The organism is Pseudomonas sp. Tn43 (assembly GCF_014192635.1).
Lineage (GTDB): Bacteria > Pseudomonadota > Gammaproteobacteria > Pseudomonadales > Pseudomonadaceae > Aquipseudomonas.
On sequence record NZ_JACHYG010000002.1, the window covers coordinates 816209 to 834226 of the forward strand.

Sequence of the window (18018 nt, forward strand, 5' to 3'; positions counted from 1 at the left end):
GCGATCTGGCTCGACGCCCTCACTTCCAAGTAGAGACCAGGGACTTCGCCGTCGGCGGTTTGCCGGTTTTGGTCAGCGAGCGTCGAAGGCTATCAAGGGTTTCTGAAAATGGCTGGAATTCTGTTGCAGGCTATCGAGCTCCCCACCTAACCATACAATCGCTGTTCAATCTCCTCGAGCGTGCTGCCTCGTGTCTCCGGTACCCATACCGCGACGAAGGTCAGAGACAGGAGTCCTGCTCCCACAAACACAAAGAAGGTTTGGCCGATCCCGATCGTTGCAACCAAAGATGGAAAGAACATGCCGATCATCACGTTGGTCAACCAGAACGCTGCGATCGCCATACCCATGCATCCGCCGCGGATGCGCATTGGGAAAATTTCCGCCAAAAGTACCCAAAAAGCAGGCCCGATCAGCCCTTGCATGGAGGCAAGGAACATCGCCATGGCGCCGAGGATGAGCATGGCGCGGGTGACGGAGGGATCGACAAAAACTGAAACCAGGCCAATCAACAGTAAAGACAATGTGGTGCCAGTGAAGCCGAGCAGCATCATTGGGCGACGGCCGACGCGGTCCAGCAGAGCAATGCCCACGAACGTTGCGCCAATCGAGATAACGCCGTTTACGACATTGGCGATCAGTGCACTACGTTGCTCCAGGCCTGCTTCTGTGAGGATCTGGGTGCCGAAGTACATGATTGAATTGACTCCGGTCAGCTGCGACGTAACAGCGATACCGATGCCAATCAAAAAAATTCGTCGCGCGCCCTTTTGAGACAGGTCACGCCAGCCGCCTTTTTTGATGAATCGTTCGTTGCTGATCTGCTGGGTGATGGCCTCGATCTCAGCCTTGGCGTAGTACTCCTCCCGTACCAGTTTCAGCACCTCCAGGCCCTCTCTGAAGCGCCCTTTGGTGGCTAGCCAGCGCGGGCTTTCCGGCATGTAGAGCATGCCCAACCAGAGTGCCACTGCTGGCAGGGTTGCCAAGGCAAGCATCCATCTCCAAACACCGTCGAGATCGCTAAATAAATTGCCCAGTGTGGCGTTGGTGGTGAAGGCCAGGAATTGCCCGGTGACGATCATCAGCTCGTTGCGAGTAATGATGCGACCGCGGATGCTGGATGGCGCCATCTCTGCAAGATACGCTGGCACGACGACCGATGCGCCGCCCACCGCTAACCCCAGCGTGAAGCGGGCCGCCACCATGACGTTGAGGGTGGGCGCCAGCGCACAAGCCAAGGCGCCAAGAAAAAACACTACGGCGAGGAAAAGAATGATACGGCGGCGACCCTTGAGGTCCGATAGGCGACCGCTGAGCAGCGCCCCCATCATTGCGCCGATCAATAGGGCGCTGGCAACCAAACCTTCCGTGAAGGGTGTCAGGCCCAGGTCATCTTTCATGTAGAGCAAGGCGCCATTGATGACGCCGGTATCGAAGCCGAATAGCAGGCCGCCAAACGTGGCAATCCAAGTGATTTTTTGCAGGTAGCGCTGTGCCTGGTGTTTTTCAGGACTTACATAGGCGGCTGAAGTGTCTGCCGTATTTCCGTAGGAATTAATTGTCATTGTGATATTCCTGACTGAAACTCATGGGATGCTCACTCGCCATCGCGGTGAGCGTTTTTATATGCAATTACATTGGTTTTTCTCGTGGTGCGATTCAGATGGGTTGGGGTTTGAAATCGCTGGTGGCTACCGGCATGACGCTCTGTAGCAGTCTTACGGACTTTTCCAAACCCTCGAGGCTGTTGAGTAAAACGTCCTCATGCTCGATCGATAGCCAGCCATCGTAGCCAGCCATCTTCAAGCGGTAGCAGAACTGTCGCCACCATTGCTCACCGTGGCCGAATCCAAGCGTGATGTAGGACCAGCTTCGGGATGAGATATCCATCAACGAGCCATTTTCCAGGAGTGAATCCACAGCCTGGACTGGCGCATTAAGCAAAGTGTCTTTGGCGTGCACATGGTAAATGGCGTCGCCCAGCGCCTCGGCGGCGACCAGTGGATCAGCGCCCATCCAGAACAGATGAGAGGGATCAAGGTTGGCGCCAATCACCGGTCCGATTGCGTTGCGTAGCTTCAGCAGCGAACGGACGTTGTAGACGCACTGGTTACCGTGCAATTCCAAAGCGATGCGCTCCACACCATTTTCCTTGGCCAGATCAGCTATCTCGCTCCAGAAGGGCAGCAGGCGTTCTTCCCATTGATAGCGCAGCATTGCCTGGGTTTCGGGAGGCCATGAGGCAACCACCCAGTTCGGCATCTTGTCGCCGGCCTGACCTTCAGGTAAGCCAGACATGGTGCAGACGGTCTTGACTCCCAACTCACCGGCTACGCGTATCGTGTCCTTAAGACACTGGCCTTGTGCAGGCTGCGTGGGATGCAAAGGGTTGCCGTTGGCGTTCAAGGAAATGATTTCCAGACTGTGTTCCTGGAAGCTGCGTTTGAGGGCTTTTCGTTCATCGGCGCTGGCGAGCATCTGCGCCAAGTCAAAGTGCGGCGCGGTCGACCATCCACCGGTGTTGATCTCCAGGCCCGACACTCCCAACCGTTCAGCCTGCTTGAGCATCTCCCGCAGGGGCAAGTTGCCGAGGCTATCGGTGACGAATCCCAGCTTCATGACGTAGCTCCTTCTCGCGATCGGTAGAGGGGCGGTGCCTCCAGCGTCGGCAAAACTACCCGGCGACGCTGATTGAGTGCCTCGATGCCGGCTTGAGCGACAATGGCTGCGCAATAGCCGTCCCAGGCACTTGCGGCATAGACGGGGAAACTACCTGTGGTGATGAACTCCACGAATGCTTTGTTCTGCAGACGGTAGGCGTCGGCGAAACGCGGCCGCCAATCGGCAGCGTACCTTTCAAAACCCTGAAGACGGGTGTTGAAACGAGCATGTACAGGTGTGGCCAGTTGCACGGAACCTAGCTCACCCACCAACTCGCCACGGACGTCGTACCCGTAATGGGCGTTGTTGTTGATTTCAATGTTCACCAGATGGCCTTCCCGGGTTTCCAGCACCATGAATACCGGGGCGCCGACGCCGTCCTTAGACGTGTGGGTGGGTTGGAACACCGAGATGGCAACGTATTCAGTGTCGAGCACGTGACGTGCCACATCGAACTCATGCGGCGCGGAGTTACTGATCGCCATTTGCCCGCTGAAGTTGGCGGGGGCTTCTACGTTGCGGTGGAAGTTGTGCATCATCACAGCCCGACCTATCAGGCCGTCGCTCAAAGCGCTTTTCATTTCCCTGTACGAAGGGTCAAACCGGCGCATGAAGCCCAGTTGCACGAATTGGCGACCCCGGGAGGCCTCTTTGTCGATGACCGCCAGGCACTGGTCCGGGCTTTGAGACAACGGCTTTTCACACAGTGCGGGCTTCCCTGCATCAATGGCTGCCATGGTCAGGACCGCATGGGTTTCGTCCGGGCTGGCGATGATGACTGCATCTACATCGGATCTTGAAAGGGTGAACAGTGGATCAGTGGAAACGTCAGCGGCCCCATAACGGTCAGCTATCAGCTTTGCTCGCTCTGGCGACGCATCACACACCACATGCAGATTGGCCCCCGGAAGGTCCTGGGCAATGATGCGGGCGTGATCCTCCCCCATAATTCCCGCGCCGATAACGGCGATTCGTATGCTCATATTCAACTACCTATCAATGGGCGAAAGTCATCTACGCAGCGTCGAACGCGCGAGCACGTTGACTGAGAAGGGAGGTTCAAAGTGGGCCACGAGCGGCGTGGCCGTGGCGGTCGAAACCAACCGATGAGGCGAGTTATTCATGGGGCTATCCTGGCGGTTTGTTGTGTTTGTTATGCCTCGATTATTAGCGCCGAAAAAGCAAGCATCAAGGAGCACCATAGGCGGTTTATGATGTGAAAAACCTCAAATTTAAGAGTGCAGTACCGTTTTTCATTGCTCTTGAAGCTGACCATCGGGAATGTTTATATGGTGTAAATAACATCAAAAGAGGGTATGCCATATGACCACGCAAACATCAGCGCGCTTATGGAAGGGCCCCACCGTTCAACAGGTCGCCAAGGTGGCCAGGGTCGGGCCTGCGACCGTCGATCGCGTGCTGAACAACCGTCCCGGCGTTCGGGAAAACACCCGTCTGAAAGTCCTGGCTGCACTGGATAAGCTAAAGAAAGACTTGGCTGACGGCATGGCAACGTTGCAGATCAAGCTCTTTTGCGATTCGGGCGAAACCTTCAATGCAACGTTGGCCGACGCCGAGGCATTGGTGAACGCTTCGACACCAGGCGTCGTCGTGCATGGCTACTATGAACCGACTAACCAGGTCGATCCCGCCACTTTTGCTGATCAGGTTCAGGCTGAGGGCGCTTCAGCGGATGGTGTGATCGTCGTATCGCGCGAGCATCCGGCGATCAACCGAGCGATTCGCAAACTCTGCAGCCTGGGTATTCCAGTTGTGTGCCTGACCACCGACCTGCCTAACTCCGGGCGTAGTGCTTATGTTGGCAATGATCAATATGCGGCGGGCAGTGTCGCCGGGTTGCTGATCGGCAATGCGTTACCCAAAGCGCCCGCGAAAATCCTGCTGGTGACCAGTGTGCCGTTTCGCTGTCAGCAGGAACGGGAGATGGGATTTCGCAGGGTGCTCCGCTCCGAGTTTCCGTATCTGAAAATCGACGAACGAGTGATGTCCGACGATCGCCCTCAGACCACGACTGAACAATTGACGCGTTATTTTTCCAAGCACGACTACCCGGCAGCCATCTACAACGTGGCCGGCGCCAATCGGGGCGTTGCTCAGGCAATAGAGACTATTGCGGCTGAGGATCGGCCTATTTTCGTCGGTCATGAGCTTACGATTCATACGCGGGCGATGCTTGAGTCCGGCGTCATGGATTATGTTATCTCTCATGATTTCGTTGGCGAGACTGCCGCAGCGGTGCGCTGGATACGAGGAGCGATTGAGCGAGCGGCGACCACGCCACCCTCAACACAGATCTTGATTCACACACGATATAACTGTGGTGCGTAAGGCCACGTTGCGGTCGCTTTCTCATTTTTACTTTGAACATTGTTTTGAATGCAGCTCAGGATACTGAAAGGGGACAAAGAAGGCTTACTGCATTTGATACGGACTGAGCCTGGCTATGGAAACCCTGTTCTGACGGAGGGCATACAAGCTCTCGCTCGGAACTGGATCAGCGGAGGCCTATGTCTGCCAATAACGCCTACCTGAGGTCGTAGCTGAAAGTACGATTTCTGGCCGGCAAGCTTTCGGGAGTGGGACTTGGTGGTCGTTCTCGGAGTGACTCCTTCCTGGCCCTTGATACACTCCAAAAACAAGTCCAGAATTGAGTCTTTTCCTGCTCTGGGAAGAAAAGAAACCCCTTAAATTTCAATGAGTCGGACGCTAGATACGAGTCTCGTTTCCCGCTCCAAATATTGCTCCATGGAGTTCCACTGAATTCCATGGAGAAAGAAAAAAGGACCTTAGGGTCCTTTTTTTGTTTGTGTTGTATTCCGCTAACGTCTACTGCGTTCCAGCAGCATCCAGTGGTTTTAAGTCCATTTTCCTTTCTATTTTTCGGCGTTTCTTAGGTCAAGACTTCTTCGCGAGGAAGCAACGGCCTGAAACTTACTGTCATCAATGGCCACCAAGTCGCCTACTATCGAACGAGATGATCCTCGGGGATCAACTCTTCCAGCGAAACCGGAAACAGACTGCTCTGGTTCCGAGACTCGCCTTGGATGTAAGCCATTACGAAAAATGCTCCGTATCTTTCGACACGGAGCATTTTCTTTGAGCGCCCCTCGCAGATTGCTAGGTTTTCACACAGTCTGCGAGGCCTCTTTTTTCATTAATGCGGTCAGGGTTTGTGCGCAAGCGGGTTCGCCGTCCTGAGCTCGGGCTCGGTCAGCGGTGTCGAACGGACAATCACACTGATGATAGTTAACGCCGCAATCACCAACCCCGGTGAGGTCGCCAGCAACACCCCTGTGGTACCGGCCCCGGCCGCCAGAATCTGCCCCGCGGCCAAGGGGCCGGCCACCGACCCCAGGCGCCCGATGGCCACCGCTGCGCCGACGCCGGTGGCACGCACCGAGGTCGGGTACGACGGCGGTGCCAGGGCGTAAAGCACCAGTTGCGCAGCCATCACAAACAACCCCGCGGCAAACCCGGCGATGGCCATTGGAACGATGCCCACCGACAGGCCGACCCCGGCCAGCGCCGCCAGTAACCCGGCGTATACAAACATCACCACCTTGATGCCGTTACAGCGGTCCAGCAGCAGCCCGCCGAGCAGGGAACCGAGGGCGCCGCCGATATTGAACAGCATCTGCACCAGGCTTGCCTCGGGTTTGCTGAAACCCTGTTCCAGCAGCAGCGATGGCAGCCAGTTGAGCAACATGTACATCACGGTCAGGGTGAAGAAATAGCTTAGCCACAACGCCAGGGTGACACGGCCCCGGCCTTCGCCGAACAGCGCCTGGCCGGTTGAGGTGCGCGCCACGTTGGCGGTGCCTTGTTGCTGGCGAAAGGCACAGGACTCGGGCAGTAGCAAGATCATCAATGGCACCACCAGCAAGGGCGCGAGACCGCCGATGATGAAGGTCGTTTGCCAATGCTCGGTGAAGAGCATGGCGACCACCGCCGCCAGTGCGCCACCCAACGGCACGCCGGCATACATGATGCTGATGGCGGTACCACGGCGTTGTTCACCCACGGCTTCGGCGCACAGGGCGATCAGGTTGGGCAGGGCGGCGCCCAGGCCCAGTCCCGTCATGAAGCGCGCCAGCAGTAGGGCGGAGAAAGTGCTGACATAGGCAGTGCTGAGGGAGAACACGCCGAACAGCAGCACGGCGCCGATGAGGATTTTTTTGCGGCCGATGCGATCGGCGATCCAGCCGCCGAAGAAGGCGCCCGGCAGCAAACCGATGATGCCAGCACTGAATACCCAGCCCATCAGTTTCGGGTCCAAGGCAAAGGTCTGGCGCAGGCCAGCAGCGGCAGTGCCGGCTGCTTGCAGGTCGAAGCCTTCGATCAGTGCAACGATAAAACACAGGGCGATGGTCAGCGTCGTGCGACGTGATGGGATGTCCATGGCGAACCTCATTATTGTTTTTGTTGGGGCTGACGGGTGAATGCGAGCCTGATTGCAGCGATAACAGGCTGAAATTAAGATTAACAAAGATAACTAAAAAATGAACAGTCAAGTTTTTCGGCTTAAAAATGTAATTAATTTCATGTAAATCAATGTGATGTCATACAGATGATGATGAGTTTAAAAAATAGATAATAATATTAATGTTCGGTTATCGGTCATTGTGGGTTGACGCCACCCTCAAGCGTTTCCATTCTCTGACCGGAGATCCTTGGGGCAACCCCCGACGATCCCGTTCAAAAAACAACAACAATAAGTGGACATCGAACATGCCAAATCTCCCTCGGGGCGCCCTTGTGGCGACCTCAGTCTTACCTGTTCGCGCACGTCGTCTGGCCCTGTTGGGTTTGAGTGTGATTGCCACTCCGGCGCTGGCCGAAGGCTTTATCGATGACAGTCAAGGCACCTTGACCCTGCGCAATTACTACCTGGATCGGGACTACAAGGACGACGGTGCGAAAACCGCAGCCCGGGAGTGGGCCCAGGGTTTCATCATGAATGTGGAATCGGGATTTACCCCGGGGACCGTCGGCTTCGGCCTCGACACCCGCGGCTTGATGGGGGTCAAGCTGGACTCGTCGCCGGACCGCAGCGGCACCGAGTTGCTGCCGGTGTCCAGGAGCGACAAGCGCGCGGCGGACGAATATTCGCGCCTGGCCATGACCGCCAAGATGCGTTTTGCCCAGACCACGGTGAAGACCGGTGATGTGTCGATCTTCCTGCCGTTCGCTTTCGCCAGCCCGTCGCGACTGTTGCCGCAGACTTTTCGCGGTACCACCCTCAGTTCCAAGGACATCGACGGACTGACCCTCAACACCGGCTACATCGATCGCATCAACAAGCGTGATTCCACGGACTATCAGCCGATGAGCATCGCCTCGCCGAACCGGCGTTTCAACGGCGCGGCCACTTCATCGCACATGGCCTATGTTGGCGGCGATTATCAGGTAAACAAGGACCTCAGTCTGCGTGCCTATCACGCCGAAGTGGCGGACCTGTACCAGCAGAACACCCTGGCCTTGCTGCACAATCTGCAGGTGGGCGAGGGCACGCTGACCACCGATCTGCGCAGTTTTTTCAGCGACGAAGATGGCAGCGCCAAGGCCGGCAAGGTGGACAACCGCAACTTGTCGGCGCTGTTCGGCTATCGCTTCGGCGGTCATCGCCTGAGCCTGGGCTATATGCACGCCAGTGGCGACACAGCAACGCCTTATGTGTCGGGCACCGAGTTGATGGGCATGAGTGAGCTGACCATGAGTTCGGACTTCCTCAATGCCAAGGAGCGGACCTGGCAAGCGATGTACGACTATGACTTCACTGCCGTCGGGGTGCCCGGACTGAAGAGCCGGCTACGCTATGTGCGCGGTGACCACATCGAGCTGACGGCGCTGAATGCCGACGATCGCAAGGAGCGAGAATTCCAGATGGAGCTGGGGTATGTCATCCAGAGCGGTCCGCTTAAGAACGTCGGGCTGATGGCACGCAAGTCGATCTATCGCAATGACTTCCCCGCTGGCGCAGCGTTTCGCGATGAAAACCAGACCCGCTTTCTGGTGCTCTACACCGTGCCGATCTGGTAAGTCGTTTTACCTGCCAAGTAGCCGGCCGTTCCCCAGGAACGCGCCGGCGTTGGCGTTTCAGGCCTGGTAGACCTTTTTCAACAACCTGAGCAATTCTTCGCGCTCCTGGCTGTCGAGGTTGGACGTTGCATCCAGGTCGCTCTCGGCCGCGATCAGTTTCAGCTCCTTGAGCAGGGCTTCACCGGTCTTGCTGAGAAAAATCCCGTAGGAGCGCTTGTCCGGTTTGCAGCGCACCCGCACCGCCAGTGCCCGGCTTTCCAGTTTGTTCAGCAGCGGCACCACTTGCGGTGGCTCGATGGTCAAGGCCTTGGCCAGGTCGGCCTGCATCAGCCCGGGATTCTGGTCGATGATCGCCAGGGCCGAGAACTGCGCCGGTCGCAAGTCATGGACCGAGAGCCGGCCAATGAGGTTCTGGAACAGTTTCAGCTGCGCCCGGCGCATGGCGTATCCGATCAGATCGTCCAGGGCGGAATCCAGCGGCACCTGGGTTTCGGCGCTGTCGGCAGGGGCCTCGGGGGCGGCGGCAATCTTGGAAGACTTGGCCATTGCAGGGTGAATCCTCAGGCTGGCGGTTAAGAAGACTATCTAGTTTGCCGAGATTGGTCGGGGATAGCCACGACCTCTTTCAGATATCTGGGCGTTGCGCTTGTTTTCGGGACAAAAAATATTCGGTTAATTTCATTAATAGTTAATTGACATAACTAATATTGGGGTTTAGTTTTTACCCATCGTCAAGCCAAGAACAAGAGAGCATCGCCATGAGCAATTACGAAGGTCGCTGGACAACGATCAAAGTGGAAATCGAGGAAGGCATTGCCTGGGTCATCCTCAACCGCCCGGAAAAACGCAACGCCATGAGCCCGACCCTGAACCGCGAGATGATCGACGTTCTGGAAACCCTGGAGCAGGATCCAGACGCCGGTGTACTGGTGCTGACGGGGGCGGGTGAAGCCTGGACCGCGGGCATGGACCTCAAGGAGTACTTCCGCGAAGTGGACGCCGGTCCGGAAATTCTTCAGGAAAAAATCCGCCGCGAAGCCTCTCAATGGCAATGGAAACTGCTGCGCATGTACGCCAAGCCGACCATCGCCATGGTCAACGGCTGGTGCTTCGGTGGCGGTTTCAGCCCGCTGGTGGCCTGCGATTTGGCGATCTGCGCCGATGAAGCGACTTTCGGCCTCTCGGAAATCAACTGGGGCATCCCACCAGGCAACCTGGTGAGCAAAGCCATGGCCGACACCGTGGGCCATCGTCAGTCGCTGTACTACATCATGACCGGCAAGACCTTCGGCGGGCAGAAAGCCGCCGAGATGGGCCTGGTCAACGAAAGCGTACCCTTGGCGCAACTGCGCGAAGTGACGATCGAGCTGGCGCGTAACCTGCTGGAAAAAAACCCGGTGGTGCTGCGGGCGGCCAAGCACGGCTTCAAGCGTTGCCGCGAACTCACTTGGGAGCAGAACGAAGACTACCTGTACGCCAAGCTCGATCAGTCGCGCCTGCTGGATACCGAAGGTGGCCGCGAGCAGGGCATGAAGCAGTTCCTCGACGACAAGAGCATCAAGCCCGGTTTGCAGGCTTACAAACGCTGAACCCCGCGTTGAGATCAAGGCGAGCTGGCCGGGCGATCGAGCGTCCGCCAGCTGTTCGCCCCGGCGCCCAAGGCGCTACTGTGAACCCTCGACTGTATTCCCGATAAAGACAATAAAGAGGAATCACCATGCTGGACGTGCCCCTGCTGATTGGCGGCCAGTCGTGCCCCGCCCAAGACGGTCGAACCTTCGAACGGCGTAATCCGGTGACCGGCGAAATCGTGTCGCGGGTTGCCGCTGCCACCCTGGAAGATGCCGACGCCGCGGTGGCTGCGGCCAAAGCGGCATTCCCCACCTGGGCGGCCCTGGCCCCCAATGAACGACGCACCCGGTTGCTGCGTGCGGCCGAGCAGTTGCAGGCCCGCAGTGCGGAATTCATCGCCGCCGCCGGCGAGACCGGTGCCATGGCCAACTGGTACGGTTTCAATGTGCAGCTGGCGTCGAACATGCTGCGTGAAGCGGCATCCATGACCACCCAGATCACCGGCGAAGTCATTCCCTCCGATGTACCCGGCAGCTTCGCCATGGCCCTGCGTCAACCGTGCGGCGTGGTGCTGGGCATCGCGCCCTGGAACGCCCCAGTCATCCTCGCTACCCGCGCTATCGCCATGCCGTTGGCCTGCGGCAACACCGTGGTGCTCAAGGCGTCGGAATTGAGCCCGGCGGTGCACCGGCTGATCGGCCAGGTGTTGCAGGACGCCGGCCTCGGTGACGGCGTAGTGAACGTCATCAGCAACGCGCCCCAGGATGCCGCGGCGATTGTCGAGCGGTTGATCGCCAACCCGGCGGTGCGACGGGTCAACTTCACCGGCTCGACCCATGTCGGGCGCATCGTTGGTGAATTGTCGGCGCGTCATCTCAAACCGGCGTTGCTGGAACTGGGCGGCAAGGCGCCGTTCCTGGTGCTGGAGGATGCCGACCTGGATGCAGCTGTGGAGGCCGCAGCCTTCGGTGCCTTCTTCAATCAGGGGCAGATTTGCATGTCCACCGAGCGCCTGATCGTCGATGCCAAGGTGGCCGATGCCTTTGTCGCCAAACTGGCGGCGAAGATCGCCACCTTGCCCGCCGGTAACCCCAACGCCGAAGGTTCGGTGCTGGGTTCCCTGGTGAACAGCAACGCTGGCGAACGGATCAAACTGCTGATCGACGATGCCCTCGACAAGGGGGCAACCCTGGTCACCGGAGGCCAGCTTGAGGGCAGCATTCTGCAGCCGACCTTGCTCGATGGCGTCACCGATGCCATGCGCCTGTATCGCGAAGAGTCCTTCGGCCCGGTGGCGGTGGTGCTGCGCGGTGAGGGCGACGAAGATCTGCTGCGCCTGGCCAACGATTCCGAATTCGGCCTGTCGGCGGCGATATTCAGTCGCGACACCGGCCGCGCGTTGGCCCTGTCCCAGCGGGTCGAGTCGGGTATCTGCCATATCAACGGCCCGACCGTGCACGATGAGGCGCAGATGCCTTTCGGCGGGGTCAAGTCCAGCGGTTATGGCAGTTTTGGCGGCAAGGCGTCCATCGAGCACTTCACCCAATTGCGCTGGGTGACCTTGCAGAATGGCCCGCGGCATTACCCGATCTGAGCATCCGCCGCACCGTCGGGCGACGAATGCTTGAGGGCAATCGCTGCCCGCGTGCAGGCAGACATAACAATAAAGAGGCTGCAGCCACGCATTTGTGCGAGCCGGTGGTATGCCTTGATGGAGAGCAAGCACGTGAGTTCCGAATTCAGATCGCCACCCCAGACCGAAGCCAACACGCCGCGCTATCGCCAGGTGTCCATCGGCAATCCTGCGATCGAGGTCAGCGAAGAGCAAGGCATCCTGCATATGCGCTCCCTGGAACCCTTGGCCAAGTTGCCCGTACGTTTGCTCGACCGCCTGGTGCATTGGGCCCGGGTGCGCCCGCAACAGACCTTTATCGCGGCTCGTCAGGAAGGCGGTGATTGGCGCCGGGTGAGTTACGCCGAGATGCTGACCAGCGTCCGCGCCATTGCCCAAAGCCTGCTTTGTTATGGCTTGTCGGCCGAGCGACCGCTGGCGATCCTCTCGGGCAACGACATCGAGCATTTGCAGATTGCACTAGGCGCGATGTACGCCGGCATTCCCTATAGCCCGATTTCCCCGGCCTATTCGTTGTTGTCCCAGGATTTCGCCAAGCTGCGGCATGTCTGTGACCTGCTGCAACCGGGCCTGGTGTTCGTCAGCGACGCCGCGACCTATCAGCGGGCAATCGATGCGGTGCTGCCGGCCGAAACGCCGCTGATCACCGTGCGCGGTCAAATTCCTGGTCGCAATCAGGCGAGCTTTGCCAGCCTGCTGGAACAACCCGGCAGTGCCGAGGCCGATTGTGCTTTCACGGCTACCGGGCCGGACAGCATCGCCAAATTTCTGTTTACCTCAGGTTCGACCAAATTGCCCAAGGCGGTGGTCACCACCCAGCGCATGCTCTGCGCCAACCAGCAGATGTTGTTGCAAACCTTCCCGGTGTTCGGCGAAGAACCTCCGGTGCTGGTGGACTGGCTGCCGTGGAATCACACCTTCGGCGGCAGCCACAACGTCGGCATCGTGCTTTACAACGGTGGCACTTTTTACCTGGACGACGGCAAGCCGACCGTACAGGGTTTTGCTGAAACACTGAGCAACCTCAAGGAAATATCGCCCACCGCCTACCTGACCGTGCCCAAGGGCTGGGAAGAACTGGTCAACGCCCTGGAGCAGGATGGCGAGTTGCGCGAGCGTTTCTTCTCGCGCATGAAGCTGTTCTTTTTCGCTGCCGCCGGTTTGTCGCAACGGGTCTGGGATCGCCTGGACCGGGTCGCCGAACAGCATTGTGGCGAACGCATTCGCATGATGGCCGGACTCGGCATGACCGAGGCGGCCCCGTCCTGCACGTTCACCACCGGGCCACTGTCCATGGCCGGTTACATTGGCCTGCCGGCTCCCGGTTGCGAAGTGCGGCTGGTACCGGTGGACGGCAAGCTGGAAGGACGTTTTCGCGGGCCGCATATCATGCCGGGCTACTGGCGTGCGCCGCAGCAGACCGCCGAGGTGTTCGACGAACATGGCTTCTACTGTTCCGGCGATGCGCTGAAACTGGCTGACGCCCGTGATCCGCAACTGGGACTGATGTTCGACGGGCGCATTGCCGAGGACTTCAAACTCAGTTCCGGCGTGTTTGTCAGCGTCGGCCCGCTGCGCAATCGCGCGGTGCTCGAAGGTTCTCCTTATGTTCAGGACCTGGTGGTGGCCGCGCCGGACCGCGAGTGCCTGGGGGCGCTGGTCTTTCCCCGGTTGTTTGAATGCCGACGTCTGGCCGGTTTGAGTGTCCACGCCAGCGATGCCGAGGTTCTGGCCAGCGCGCCGGTGCGTCAGTGGTTCAGCGATTGGCTGCAACGGCTCAACCGCGACGCCACCGGGAATGCCAGCCGTCTGGAATGGATCGCGCTGCTCGACGAACCCGCCTCCATCGACCGCGGTGAAATCACCGACAAGGGCTCGATCAACCAGCGCGCGGTGTTGCAGTGGCGCGCCGACAAGGTCGAGGCGCTGTATCGCGGCGAAGAACCTTCCATCTTGCGTGCCGGACCTTTGCCGTGAGCGGTGCGGGGCAGTATTCGAGCTTTGGTGATGTCGCCATTTACGAAGCCCTGCGCACGCCTTGGGTCGACCTCGGCGGGGCCTTGGCTCAAGTCTCGCCGATCGATCTGGGGATCAAGGTCGGGCGCGAGGTATTGGCCCGCGCCGCTGTCGATCCGTCCTCGGTGGACAGCGTGCTCGCCGGCTCCGTGGCTCAGGCCAGTTTCGATGCTTACCTGCTGCCTCGACATATCGGCCTTTACAGTGGCGTGCCGCAAGAGACTCCGGCGCTGGGGGTGCAGCGCATCTGCGCCACCGGTTTCGAACTCTTGCGGCAGGCCGCCAGGCAGCTGGATGACGGCGTGCAGCTGGCCCTGTGTGTGGCGGCCGAATCGATGTCGCGCAACCCGATTGCCGCCTACACCCACCGCTGTGGTTTCCGGCTCGGTGCCGAGGTGGCGTTCAAGGACTTTCTCTGGGAAGCCCTTTACGATCCGGCCCCAGGCGTAGACATGATCACCACCGCCGACAACCTGGCCCGGCGGCATGGCCTGAGCCGTGAAGAGGTGGATCGCTACGCGCTCGGCAGTCATCAACTGGCGTTGCAGGCGCAAACCGACGGTTGGTTCGAACCGGAATTGGTGGCGGTCGACAATGAGTGTTTTGATCTGGCCGGCTATCAGCCACGAAGAATTCAGTTGCCACGGGGCGTGGACCGCGTGACGTGCGACAGCCATCCACGGCCTACAGATCTGGACGCCTTGCGCCGATTGCGGGCGGTGCATGCCGGCGGTGTGCAAACGGCCGGCAACAGTTGCGCGGTGGTCGATGGCGCGGCTGCCGCGCTGGTGGGGCGAGCTTCTGCGGCGCGGCGTCCGGTGTTGGCTCATTTGCTGGCCAGTTCCGAGGTGGGCGTGGCACCGGAGTTCATGGGCATAGGGCCGGTGCCAGCCATCCAGTTGCTGCTGCAACGCCGCGGGCTGGCTCTTGGCGACATCGGCTTGCTGGAAATCAACGAAGCCCAGGCGGCGCAGGTGCTGGCCGTAGCGCAGGTGCTGGAACTGGACGGCGACCGGCTCAACCGGCGGGGCGGCTCAATCGCCCTGGGGCATCCCTTGGCCGCCAGTGGATTGCGTCTGGTGCTGACCTTGGCCAGGCAACTGCGCGAGGGCAATCTGCGTTATGGCATTGCCGCCGCCTGTGTCGGCGGCGGGCAGGGCATGGCGCTGCTGATCGAGAACCCGGCCTATCAAGGCTGAGGCAGGAACACCGCGGCTTCTGCCCAAGCCTGGCGTCACTATCTTGCGTTACTATGCAGGCCCACCTTTCTGGAAGTTGCCTGGATGAGTAAGCCCGGTCAAACGGTGCTGGTCGCATTGCGCAAGATGATCGCCTCGGGCGAGCTGGCGGCGGGCGAGCGGTTGATGGAAATCCCCACGGCGCAGCTGTTTGGCGTCTCGCGGATGCCGGTGCGCATGGCGTTCCGCACGCTGGAGCAGGAAGGCTTGCTGGTGCGCTTTGGCGGGCGTGGGTTTCAGGTGCGTTCGGTCAGCCCCGATGACATTGCCGGTGCGGTCGAAGTGCGGGGCGTACTCGAAGGCCTGGCGGCGCGCCAGACCGCCGAGCACGGGCTCTCGGACGAAGCCCGGGCGACCCTCGAACAATGCCTGGTGCAGGGTGATCAGCTGTTCGACAAAGGGTACGTGACCATAGAGGACCTGGAGGTCTATCACGACCTCAACATGCGTTTTCACGAGGTGATCGTCGAAGGCAGCCACAACCCCGCGATCGCCGACGCCTTGGCACGCAACGATCATTTACCCTTCGCTTCGGTGAGCGCCCTGGCTGTGGACCGCAACGACATGGTCCGGGAATACCGACGCTTCAACTATGCCCACATGCAACACCATTCGGTGTTCGATGCCTTGGTCAATCGCCAAGGCGCGCGTGCCGAAGCGATCATGCGCGAACACGCCAATGCCACGTTGCGCTATGCCGAGGTCTTCGGCTCAGCGAAGGCTGACGAGCGGATGAAGGTCATTCTCCGCTCGGAATAAGCGCGGTTCATCAGATATCCAGCACCAGCAGCGGCGTTTTCGAGCGCGAGCAGCAAGGGGTGAACTGGTCGTTGCAAGCCTGTTCATCCTCGGTGAGGAACAGGTCGCGATGTTCCGGCACGCCCTCCAGAACCCGAGTCAGGCAAGTGCCACAAATGCCCTGTTCGCAGGAAATGGCGATCTCGATGCCCTGGTCTTGTAGCACTTGCACCACGCTCTTGTCGGCCGGCACCTCGAAGACCTGACCGCTGCTGGCGACTTTGATCGAGAAACTGCCATCGGCGCCAGTGTCGACGGGCACAGCGGCGAAGTACTCGCGGTGCAGGCATTGCTCGTGCCAGCCCTGCTTCTTGGCCGTGTCCAACACGTGCCGCATGAAGCCGCCGGGGCCACACACATATAAATGAACGTCGCTCTGAGGCGTGGCCAGAACCTTGGCCGCGTCCAGCGCGGTGTCGGGTTCCTGATCGAAATGCAGGAATACCCTGTGGGCAAAAGGCGAGTGCTGCAGGCGTTCGACAAAGGCTGCACGGTCCCGTGATCGGGCGCAGTAATGCAGCTCGAAATCCGCGCCGCTGTGGGCCAGTCGCTCGGCCATGCACAGGATCGGCGTGATTCCGATACCGCCCGCAAACAGCAGACTGCGCCTGGCCTCATGGACCAGCGGGAACAGGTTGCGCGGTTCACTGATCGGCAGGCGCATGCCGGGGTGGATCTGCTCGTGCATGGCCAGTGAACCACCGCGAGAGGCCGGATCCTTGAGCACGCCAATCAGGTAGCGATGGCGTTCTTCGGGGTGGTTGCACAGGGAATATTGCCGGATCAAGCCGCCGGGCAGGTGCACATCGATATGCGCACCGGCGCTGAAGGTCGGTAGCGGTCGATCATCGACACTGGCCAGCTCGTAGCTGCAGATGTCTTGGGCTTCGTTGTTGCGCGATATCACCAGTACTTCGATCATGCCATTGACTCCTGCGTGGCCCGTTCCTCGGCGATCAGGCGCTCCAGAATGCGACGCGACTGCACGCCGCCAGCGTCGATATTGAGCTTGAGCAAGTTGCGCGCGGGATGGCTGAGCAGGTTCTGTTGCTGGCGTTCGAGCATCTCCAGGTCCTCGCTGAAAATCTTGCCCTGTCCCTCGCGAATGCTCGCGGTCAAGGCTTCATCCTGCGGATTGAAATTGCGCGCCATGCCCCAGAAGTACCAGATCGAGGTCTCGGTTTGCGGCGTGATGAAGTCGACGACGATGCTCGACGCCTTGAACTGCCGGGGAGCGTGATAACCGCCATGGCCGGCATGGGCCACGCCGACTTCGATCAGCACATGGCTGGGTGGGGTGAAGCGGCAGATCTGCCAGCGGTCCACCGGCACATCGTCGGCCAGGTTGTTGCCGCGCAGGGCCATGCGCCAGAAGGGCGGGGGCATGATGTTTTCCATGTGGCGGGCAGTGACCACCTCGTCGCCGTCGACCGTGGTCACCGGCGGCGCTTCGTCGATTTCCTTTTGGCCGATGCTGGACGCATGAACGTAGGTTTCATGAGTCAGGTCCATCAGGTTGTCGATCATCAGGCGGTAGTCGCACTGGATGTGGAACAGGCCGCCGCCATAGGCCCACTCGTCACTGACCGCCCATTCCAGATGATGGATCAGCGCCGGGTCGGCCAACGCCTGATTGCCGGGCCAGACCCAGATAAAGCCGTAGCGCTCGACCACGGCGAATGTCTTGTTGCACGGGAAACCGCGAACCCGCTGCCCGGGCATTTCCACGGTCTTGCCGTCGCACCCCATCACCAGTCCGTGATAGCCGCACACCAGATTGCCGTTTTCCACGTAGCCCAAGGACAGCGGCGCGCCGCGATGAGGACAGAAGTCCTCGACAGCCGCCACCTTGCCCTCGAGCCCGCGGTAAAAAACCATCTTTTCACCACAGATCTGGCGGCCCAGCGGCTTTTCGGCGATTTCATCGGGCGTGCAGGCGACGTACCAGGTGTTCTTGGGGTACATGGAGATTCTCCAAGGTTGTTTGTTGTTATTTAGTGGATCCATTAGTGGTGATTTTTGGTGGTATTGTCAAATTAA

The 18018-nt window shown here is 59.6% G+C and carries 14 protein-coding genes; 7 read left to right on the top strand and 7 right to left on the bottom strand.

Annotation, left to right across the window (positions count from 1 at the left end; genetic code table 11):
- Positions 1-146: 146 nt before the first annotated feature.
- The 3 genes from FHW68_RS08005 to FHW68_RS08015 form a co-directional block, all read right to left on the bottom strand.
- On the bottom strand, positions 147-1565 hold the full coding sequence (locus FHW68_RS08005; protein ID WP_183679777.1) for a sugar porter family MFS transporter: 1419 nt from the start codon (positions 1563-1565) through the stop codon (positions 147-149).
- Positions 1566-1659: 94 nt separating this feature from the next.
- Positions 1660-2619 carry a sugar phosphate isomerase/epimerase gene (locus FHW68_RS08010; protein WP_183679779.1) on the bottom strand — a complete coding sequence of 320 codons (960 nt, stop codon included), beginning with the start codon at positions 2617-2619 and terminating at the stop codon, positions 1660-1662.
- Positions 2616-3644: a Gfo/Idh/MocA family oxidoreductase gene (locus tag FHW68_RS08015; protein WP_183679781.1), complete on the bottom strand. Its 1029-nt coding sequence runs from the start codon at positions 3642-3644 to the stop codon at positions 2616-2618. The genes FHW68_RS08010 and FHW68_RS08015 overlap by 4 nt, the downstream gene beginning before the upstream one ends.
- Positions 3645-3984: 340 nt before the next feature.
- On the opposite strand from FHW68_RS08015, the gene FHW68_RS08020 reads away from it, so the two are divergent.
- A complete protein-coding gene (locus tag FHW68_RS08020; RefSeq protein ID WP_183679783.1) occupies positions 3985-5010 on the top strand; it encodes a LacI family DNA-binding transcriptional regulator in 1026 nt (341 codons plus the stop codon).
- A gap of 835 nt (positions 5011-5845) precedes the next feature.
- Here FHW68_RS08020 and mhpT read toward each other — a convergent pair.
- Positions 5846-7081, bottom strand: a complete 1236-nt coding sequence (gene mhpT / locus FHW68_RS08025; RefSeq protein WP_095631956.1) for a 3-(3-hydroxy-phenyl)propionate transporter MhpT — start codon at positions 7079-7081, stop codon at positions 5846-5848.
- Positions 7082-7410: 329 nt separating this feature from the next.
- On the opposite strand from mhpT, the gene FHW68_RS08030 reads away from it, so the two are divergent.
- The gene (locus tag FHW68_RS08030; protein ID WP_183679785.1) at positions 7411-8721 is read left to right on the top strand and encodes an OprD family porin; all 1311 of its coding nucleotides are present in this window, start codon (positions 7411-7413) and stop codon (positions 8719-8721) included.
- 57 nt (positions 8722-8778) lie between these two features.
- Here FHW68_RS08030 and FHW68_RS08035 read toward each other — a convergent pair whose 3' ends face one another.
- On the bottom strand, positions 8779-9267 hold the full coding sequence (locus tag FHW68_RS08035) for a MarR family winged helix-turn-helix transcriptional regulator (RefSeq protein ID WP_183679787.1): 489 nt from the start codon (positions 9265-9267) through the stop codon (positions 8779-8781).
- Between the two features lie 212 nt (positions 9268-9479).
- Here FHW68_RS08035 and FHW68_RS08040 point away from each other — a divergent pair, with 212 nt between their 5' ends.
- The 5 genes from FHW68_RS08040 to FHW68_RS08060 all read left to right on the top strand — a co-directional run bounded on the left by FHW68_RS08040 (position 9480) and on the right by FHW68_RS08060 (position 15939).
- Positions 9480-10310, top strand: a complete 831-nt coding sequence (locus FHW68_RS08040) for a p-hydroxycinnamoyl CoA hydratase/lyase (protein ID WP_183679789.1) — start codon at positions 9480-9482, stop codon at positions 10308-10310.
- A gap of 128 nt (positions 10311-10438) precedes the next feature.
- Positions 10439-11887, top strand: a complete 1449-nt coding sequence (locus FHW68_RS08045) for an aldehyde dehydrogenase (RefSeq protein WP_183679791.1) — start codon at positions 10439-10441, stop codon at positions 11885-11887.
- A 132-nt stretch (positions 11888-12019) separates the two neighbouring features.
- The gene (locus FHW68_RS08050) at positions 12020-13903 is read left to right on the top strand and encodes a feruloyl-CoA synthase (RefSeq protein ID WP_183679794.1); all 1884 of its coding nucleotides are present in this window, start codon (positions 12020-12022) and stop codon (positions 13901-13903) included.
- On the top strand, positions 13900-15141 hold the full coding sequence (locus FHW68_RS08055) for a thiolase family protein (RefSeq protein WP_095631961.1): 1242 nt from the start codon (positions 13900-13902) through the stop codon (positions 15139-15141). Before FHW68_RS08050 ends, FHW68_RS08055 begins: the two co-directional genes overlap by 4 nt.
- Before the next feature lie 84 nt (positions 15142-15225).
- The gene (locus FHW68_RS08060; protein ID WP_183679795.1) at positions 15226-15939 is read left to right on the top strand and encodes a GntR family transcriptional regulator; all 714 of its coding nucleotides are present in this window, start codon (positions 15226-15228) and stop codon (positions 15937-15939) included.
- Between the two features lie 10 nt (positions 15940-15949).
- Here FHW68_RS08060 and FHW68_RS08065 read toward each other — a convergent pair whose 3' ends face one another.
- Positions 15950-16900: a PDR/VanB family oxidoreductase gene (locus tag FHW68_RS08065; RefSeq protein WP_183679797.1), complete on the bottom strand. Its 951-nt coding sequence runs from the start codon at positions 16898-16900 to the stop codon at positions 15950-15952.
- Entirely contained in the window at positions 16897-17943 is a 1047-nt protein-coding gene (locus tag FHW68_RS08070) for an aromatic ring-hydroxylating dioxygenase subunit alpha (RefSeq protein WP_183679799.1), read from the bottom strand. The genes FHW68_RS08065 and FHW68_RS08070 overlap by 4 nt, the downstream gene beginning before the upstream one ends.
- Positions 17944-18018 lie beyond the last annotated feature (75 nt).

What these genes read in the sequence shown, in the direction of transcription:
- FHW68_RS08020 (WP_183679783.1), top strand. Translation starts at nt 3,985, where the DNA reads ATGACCACGCAAACATCAGCGCGCTTATGGAAGGGCCCCACCGTTCAA.
- mhpT (WP_095631956.1), bottom strand. Translation starts at nt 7,081, where the DNA reads ATGGACATCCCATCACGTCGCACGACGCTGACCATCGCCCTGTGTTTT.
- FHW68_RS08010 (WP_183679779.1), bottom strand. Translation starts at nt 2,619, where the DNA reads ATGAAGCTGGGATTCGTCACCGATAGCCTCGGCAACTTGCCCCTGCGG.
- FHW68_RS08070 (WP_183679799.1), bottom strand. Translation starts at nt 17,943, where the DNA reads ATGTACCCCAAGAACACCTGGTACGTCGCCTGCACGCCCGATGAAATC.
- FHW68_RS08035 (WP_183679787.1), bottom strand. Translation starts at nt 9,267, where the DNA reads ATGGCCAAGTCTTCCAAGATTGCCGCCGCCCCCGAGGCCCCTGCCGAC.
- FHW68_RS08005 (WP_183679777.1), bottom strand. Translation starts at nt 1,565, where the DNA reads ATGACAATTAATTCCTACGGAAATACGGCAGACACTTCAGCCGCCTAT.
- FHW68_RS08030 (WP_183679785.1), top strand. Translation starts at nt 7,411, where the DNA reads ATGCCAAATCTCCCTCGGGGCGCCCTTGTGGCGACCTCAGTCTTACCT.
- FHW68_RS08065 (WP_183679797.1), bottom strand. Translation starts at nt 16,900, where the DNA reads ATGATCGAAGTACTGGTGATATCGCGCAACAACGAAGCCCAAGACATC.
- FHW68_RS08040 (WP_183679789.1), top strand. Translation starts at nt 9,480, where the DNA reads ATGAGCAATTACGAAGGTCGCTGGACAACGATCAAAGTGGAAATCGAG.
- FHW68_RS08045 (WP_183679791.1), top strand. Translation starts at nt 10,439, where the DNA reads ATGCTGGACGTGCCCCTGCTGATTGGCGGCCAGTCGTGCCCCGCCCAA.
- FHW68_RS08015 (WP_183679781.1), bottom strand. Translation starts at nt 3,644, where the DNA reads ATGAGCATACGAATCGCCGTTATCGGCGCGGGAATTATGGGGGAGGAT.
- FHW68_RS08060 (WP_183679795.1), top strand. Translation starts at nt 15,226, where the DNA reads ATGAGTAAGCCCGGTCAAACGGTGCTGGTCGCATTGCGCAAGATGATC.